Below are 6218 nucleotides of genomic sequence, written 5' to 3'. Positions count from 1 at the left end.
CGGGTGGGCAGGGCGCGTATGCGCGGCAGGGGTGAGGGGAGCACCCAGAGCAGGCACAGTACGGCGCCGGACGTGGCCACCCACAGCGTGGCGCGCAGTCCGATCGCGGTGCCGAGCACGCCGGCGGTGAGCGCGCCGAGCGGGCGCATCCCGTGTGCCACGGTGCGGAAGGCGCCCAGTACCCGGGAGCGCAGCGCGTCCGGGATGATCGCCGCCTCCAGTGAGTTCAGCGCGATGTCGACGATCATCGCGCCGGCGCAGGAGCCGAACTCTGCGAGGAAGAGCAGCGTCAGCACCAGTTCGGTCGGGCCGTCGGCGAGGGGCACCAGCAGCAGCGGGGTCGGGAACAGCGCATAGCCGAGGATCGCGGCGGGGCCGACGCCGATACGGCTGACTATGCGGCCGGTGAGCATCGCGCCGATCAGGCCGCCCACCGCGCCGACACCCAGCGCTGCACCCAACGCACCGGCGCTCAGGCCCAGTTCCGTGGTGGCGTACAGCACGAAGAGCGTGTGGAACATGAAGTTGAAGAACTGCACGGTCGCCGAGGCGGCGAAGGTGGCCCGCAGCACCTCGGAGCGGAGCATCCAGCGCAGCCCCGCGGTGAGATGCCCCTTGGTACGGGTGGCGGGCGGCGGCTCGGCGGGGGCGACCCTGGCCAGGAAGCCGGCCGAGGTGAGATAGGTCAGCGCGTCGGCGACCAGGGCCAGCGGGGCGGCGAGCAGTTGCACCAGCGCTCCGCCGATGCTCGGGCCCGCGACGCTGGACATCGAACGGCTGCCGTGGACCAGGGTGCTGCCCTCGATGAAGCGGTCGTCCGGGGTGAGGGCGACGAACAGGGTCGTGTTGCAGACGTCGAAGAGGACGGTGAGGGTGCCGGTGGCGAAGGCGACCACGTACAACTGGGTGAGGGTGAGCGCGTCCAGTGCGTAGGCGAGGGGCACCGAGCCGACCAGCACGACCCGGCCCAGGTCGGCGCAGATCATCACCCGGCGGCGGTGCGTGCGGGTGTCGGCCCAGGCCCCGGCGGGAAGCGAGAACAGCAGTGCGGGCAGCAGGCCCGCGGTGGCGAGCCGGCTCATCTCGGCGGCGTCCGCGTGCAGCACCAGTACGGCGGTCAGCGGGATGGCGATCAGTGAGATCTGGTCCCCGAGGAGGGAAACGCTCTGCCCCGCCCAGTAGCGGCGGAACGGCCGGTCGTTCAGAAGCGCCGGCAGCCGCCGCCTCATCAGCCGCCGCCCGCAGGGTCGGCGGGAGGCCGCTCGCCGCAGGACGGGGCCCGGTGGTTCAGGGGTTGGTGCGCCGCGTTGTCTTCGGTGCCGGCCGGGGCGGCCTCCGGGTGCGGCGCGGCGGAGTCCGGTACGGGCGCGGCGCCGCCGAGCGGGAAGGCGGCACGGATGAACTGGACCTGTCGGGCCCCCTCGGGGCGGGCGGCCGGATCGCCGTCCCGGTCCTCGTACGGGCGGAACAGGGCCGTCAGCCGCTCCTCCAACTCGGCGAGTTCGGCGGCGGTCAGATAGAGGATCTGGTCCCCGATGAACGTGCCCCGCTGCCACTCGCCGGGCAGGGTACGGCGCTCCGCGACGGCTCGGCTCATCAGCTCCGCGTACCGCTCCACGACGGCGCCCTCCAGCTCCCGGCTCGCCTCGGCGAGCACCGGATCCTCGCTGAAGGAGGGCCACTGGGTGAACCTGGCGGTGGCCCGCCAGGGCTTCTCCCTCCCCTGACCGCTCGGCGCCTCCTCCACCAGGCCGTACTTGGCGAGGATCCGCAGGTGGTACGAGCAGCTGGCGACGGACTCGCCGGTGAGCTTGGAGGCCTGGGTAGCGGTGCAGGGGCCCTCGGTGCGGAGTAGGCCGACCAGGCGCATCCGCAGAGGGTGGGCATAGGCCCGCAGCGCACGCGGATCGGTCAGTCGCGTCGCGCGGGGGGAGTCTCGCCGTTTATCCGACATGATGTAAAGCTATCTTTAGCAAGAAACCTTTACAAGCCTCTTCCATCAGCTCTCCTCCCCTGAGCGACGCTTCCCCCAGCGGCGACCCAACCGGACAACGCCCCCCAACGGCGACAACCCGCGGAACGGCGCCGACTCGGTCGACGCCACCCCGCGGAACCCGACACGGACGATGCGGGCTGCGCGGACGGTGCGGGCGGGTGTGGATGAGCCGGGCCGTGCATGCTGTGCGGGCGGTGCGGGCCGGGTGGGCTGCCTCGGCCGTACGGGCCGGGTCGATGGTGCGGGCGGTGCGGGCCGGGTCGATGGTGCGGGCGGTGTGGGAGGTGTTGGCGGTGCAGATGGCGGGGGCGTGCAGGAGGTGCGAATGGCGCGGGCCGCACAGGCTTGCCGCCTGGCCACCCCGCACCGCGGATGGCGGCCCGCGCGACGGCGTCTGCTGCCCCGCACCACGGCCCGCAGCCCGGGCCCCGAGCCGAGGACGGCGACCGATCCGTCGGTATCGGTACGGACCACCGCCACCCGCTGGTGCCGGAGAACGGCGATGGTGCGCGGCGCCGGATGCCCATACGGGTTGTGGGCACCGGCGGAGATGACGGCCAGCCGCGGTCGCAGCCGGTGAAGCAGCCCGGGGTCCTGGTAGGCCGATCCATGGTGCGCGACCTTCAGCACATCGACCGGTGGCAGCTCCGGACAGGCCGCCAGCAGCGCTTGCTGTGCCGCTGGCTCAAGGTCCCCGAGGAGCAGCAGGCTGAGCCCCGCGGAGCGGACCAGCAGGGTGACGCTGGCGTCGTTCGGCCCTTCGAGCGGCGCCCCATCAGAGGGTTCCACCCCGGCCGAGGCCCCTCCTGAGGGAGACGACGGCGGCACCATCCCGGTCGAGTGGCCTGCGGAAGGCGGCCGGGTCGGTGACGGCGGCCAGAGCACCTCCCAGGACAGCGGTCCGACGCTGCGCCGCTCCCCCGGCACCGCGACCACCAGCGGGATCCCCGCGGCGGCGGCCTGACGGCGGACGTACGCGGCCTGCTCGGCCGGCTCCGCCAGAGTGGTGGTCTCGATCGCGCCGACCGCCCTGCCGTGCAGGACACCGGCCAGGCCCGCGACATGGTCCGCGTGGAAGTGGGTCAGCACCAGCAGCGGGATCCGGCGGACGCCCAGGACGCGCAAGCAGCGGTCCACCGCACCCGGTTCCGGTCCGGTGTCCACGACCACGGCCGTGCCCCGGCCCGCCGCCAGGACCAGGGCATCACCCTGCCCCACGTCGCAGGCCACCATCCGCCAGCCGGGCGGCGGCCAGCCGGTGACGACGCGGATCAGCGGAGGTGGCCGCAGCACCACCGCCAGCAGGAGGATCACGCAGACCAGGGACACCCAGGGCCTGCCCGGCAGTCGGCGCACCAGGGGCACGGCCGCCGCGGTGACCGCTGCCAGCAGCAGACCGCCGCCCCAGCCGCCCGGCCAACCCACCTCCGCCCCGGGCAGCCCGGCCCCGGTGCGTGCCACGGTGGCGAGCCACTCGGTCGGCCAGGCCGCCAGCCAGGCCAGCGCCTTGGCGACCGGCATCGCCAGGGGCGCGGTCGCCAGAGCCGCGAAGCCCAGCACGGTGGCCGGTCCGACCGCACACTCGGCGAGCAGGTTGCAGGGGATCCCCACCAGGCTCACCCGCGCCGCCAGCACCACCACGACCGGCGCGCACACCGCCTGTGCGGCGGCACCCGCGGCCAGCACCTCGGCGAGGCGAGGCGGCACACCCCGGCGCCGCAGCGCGACACTCCACACCGGTGCCAGGGTGAGGAGCGAACCGGTGGCCAGGACGGACAGCAGGAATCCATAACTCCGGGCCAGCCACGGGTCATAGAGCACCAGGGCCAGCACCGCCGCGGCCAGCGCGGGGAGCAGCGAACGGCGGCGGCCGGTGCCGATGGCGAGCAGGGCGATCAGGCCGCAGGCAGCCGCGCGCAGCACGCTGGGCTCCGGGCGGCACACCACCACGAAGGCGAGTGTGAGGGCGCCGCCGAGCAGGGCGGTACCACGCAGCGGAATGCCCAACCGGGCGGCCAGGCCGCGCCGTTCGCTGCGGTGGGCCAGGTGCGGTGGGCCGATCAGCAGGGCGAGTAGCAGGGTGAGGTTGCTGCCGCTGACCGCGAGCAGATGCGTCAGGTCGGTGGCTCGGAACGCCTTGTCCAGCTCGGCCGGTACCCGTGAGGTGTCCCCGACCACCAGCCCGGGCAGCAGGGCTCGGGCGTCCGGGCCGAGCCCCTCGGTGGCGGTCCGCAGCCCCTCGCGCAGCCGGCCCGCCACGCGCTGGGGCGCACTCGGCGCCCCCGTGGCCTCGGGCGCCCCGCCGCCTCGCACCCGGAGCACGGCGGCGAAGGGTTCGACAGAGCGCATCGGCGGTGACAGCCGGGCCACCACCCGCAGCCGGGTGGAGGGCAGCAGCCTCAGCCAGGAGGCGGCGGCGGTCGGGGTCCGCGGCCGGACCGTCACCAGGACCGGGGTCCGGACGATGGCCCCTGCCCCGCGTGGCCCGGGCGCGGCTGTCACGCGGGTGGCCTCGGCGCTGAGGACCACCACGGACGCGGCCGGGGCGGCGCCGCGCGGCTGCGTCGCGACCCGGCGCGGGTCGCTGGTGACCGTCAGATCCACGGTCGCCACGGCGCTCCGGCCGGCCAACTCCGGCACCGGGCCGCGCCGCAACTCCGCGGTGTGCAGCCCGGCGACGGTTGCCGCCGCCGCGGCGCACAGCAGCGTCATGGCGATCGCCGCGAGGTTGCCCCCGCGTCGGCGTCCCGGGGCCCGTACGGAGGCGGAGGGCGCGGTGGACCCTCCGCGGCGGACCTGCCAGAGCAGGGCGAGGGCGAGGACCACCGCCCCCGCGCAGACGGTTGCGGTCACGGCGCCGGGGGCTCCCAGTGCCAGCGCCGCCGCGCCCCAGGCGGCCAACGCGGGCGGCACCAGCCGTAGATCGGTCGGCCCCTCCCGGTGGGGGTTGGACGCGCCCAGCGGCGAGTCGGCCGCGGCGTGCACGGGCTCACGAGCGGATGCCGCTGACGCGGCACTCGCGGGGCCGTGGGCCGGTGAGGCTGCCTCGGCGGGATCTCGGGTGTGTGAGGGGGACGGGGTCGGCCCCAGCGGCGGTGATCCATCGGGTGACGGTGAGGCTCCTGTTCGCGACGCGTGTCCCGGCAGTGGCCCGGCTTCCGGCGGCGGATCGGCGCCCGGTGGCTCGGTGACCAGTGGCGACTCGACGCCCGAAGGCAGGGCGGCGGGGTGTGACGGGGCGGCGAGGGGTCTGCCGACGACGAGCCCTCCGGTCCTGGCTGCCGTCCGGGGGAATCCGTCAACCGGACGGCCGGGCGGGTCGGTTGGCTTCTGGTGGGGCCAAGGAACGGGCGGTGTGGGCCGGTCGTCGCTCACGGCTGGACCAGGGGACGCAGATCGGCGAAGCGACGGGCGCCGATGCCGTTGACCTCGCGCAGCTCGTCGACCGACCGGAAGCCGCTGTGCTGGGTGCGGTAGTCCAGGATGTGCTGGGCCAGCACGGGGCCGACGCCAGGGAGCGCGTCGAGTTGCTCGACGGTGGCGGAGTTGAGGCTGACCGGACTTCCCGGGGCTGTCGCGGGCGTACCGGGTGCGGCGCCCGGTCCCGGTGGTGCCCCGCCTGCCGCAGAGTTCGAGACCTTGCCGACCACGATCTGCTCGCCGTCGGTGAGCACCCGGGCCCGGTTGAGGCCGCTCAGGTCGGCTCCGGACCGTACTCCGCCTGCGGCGCGCAGGGCGTCGGTGACACGTGCGCCGAGGGGCAGCCGGAGCACGCCCGGATGGTGGACCTTGCCCACCACATCGACCACCACCACCCGGCCGCTGCTTCCCGGGGGTCCGGACGCGGACACCGACGACTGGGCGCCGGACCCCGATGCGGTGGTCGGCCGTGCCGCCTCGGTCAGGGCAGGTGGCGGCGTGGCCGCGCCGTGCGGCGGCTCGGCGACGGGCGCGCGGACGGTCTGTGGGCGCCCGGTCCAGAAGTGGTAGCCGGCGAAGCCCGCAGCCATGAGCAGCACCAGGACCAGAGCGGCGAGCGTCCTGGGCTCGATGCCGCACCGGGTCCGCCACCACAGGGGAAGTCGGTCCCCGACGGCGGCCCGCAGCCGCTCCCCCCGAGGTAATCGGCCCCGCACGGCGTCAGTGTCGGGGACCGCAGCAGGGGTGGGCGGATCGGAGTCCGGTGCGGTGAGGTCTTCGAGGGACGGGGCTGTCTCTTATA

At 74.9% G+C, this 6218-nt stretch carries 4 protein-coding genes; all 4 read right to left on the bottom strand.

Translation table 11 applies throughout. The features are described 5' to 3' along the window. Positions 1-1229: MFS transporter (locus E4099_RS27665; protein ID WP_135341857.1), on the bottom strand; the 1229-nt coding region annotated here is incomplete at its 3' end. Next, positions 1229-1870: a helix-turn-helix domain-containing protein gene (locus E4099_RS27660; RefSeq protein WP_245245227.1), complete on the bottom strand. Its 642-nt coding sequence runs from the start codon at positions 1868-1870 to the stop codon at positions 1229-1231. The genes E4099_RS27665 and E4099_RS27660, both read right to left, overlap by 1 nt. 129 nt (positions 1871-1999) lie before the next feature. Further along, a complete protein-coding gene (locus E4099_RS27655; RefSeq protein ID WP_167828499.1) occupies positions 2000-4981 on the bottom strand; it encodes a ComEC/Rec2 family competence protein in 2982 nt (993 codons plus the stop codon). A 386-nt stretch (positions 4982-5367) separates the two neighbouring features. Beyond that, a complete protein-coding gene (locus E4099_RS27650) occupies positions 5368-6132 on the bottom strand; it encodes a ComEA family DNA-binding protein (protein ID WP_209446767.1) in 765 nt (254 codons plus the stop codon). Positions 6133-6218 lie beyond the last annotated feature (86 nt).

Source organism: Streptomyces palmae (assembly GCF_004684805.1).
GTDB classification, from domain to species: domain Bacteria; phylum Actinomycetota; class Actinomycetes; order Streptomycetales; family Streptomycetaceae; genus Streptomyces; species Streptomyces palmae.
The sequence above is the reverse complement of the archived record's forward strand: the minus strand, read 5'-3'. Positions and strand labels throughout refer to the sequence as shown.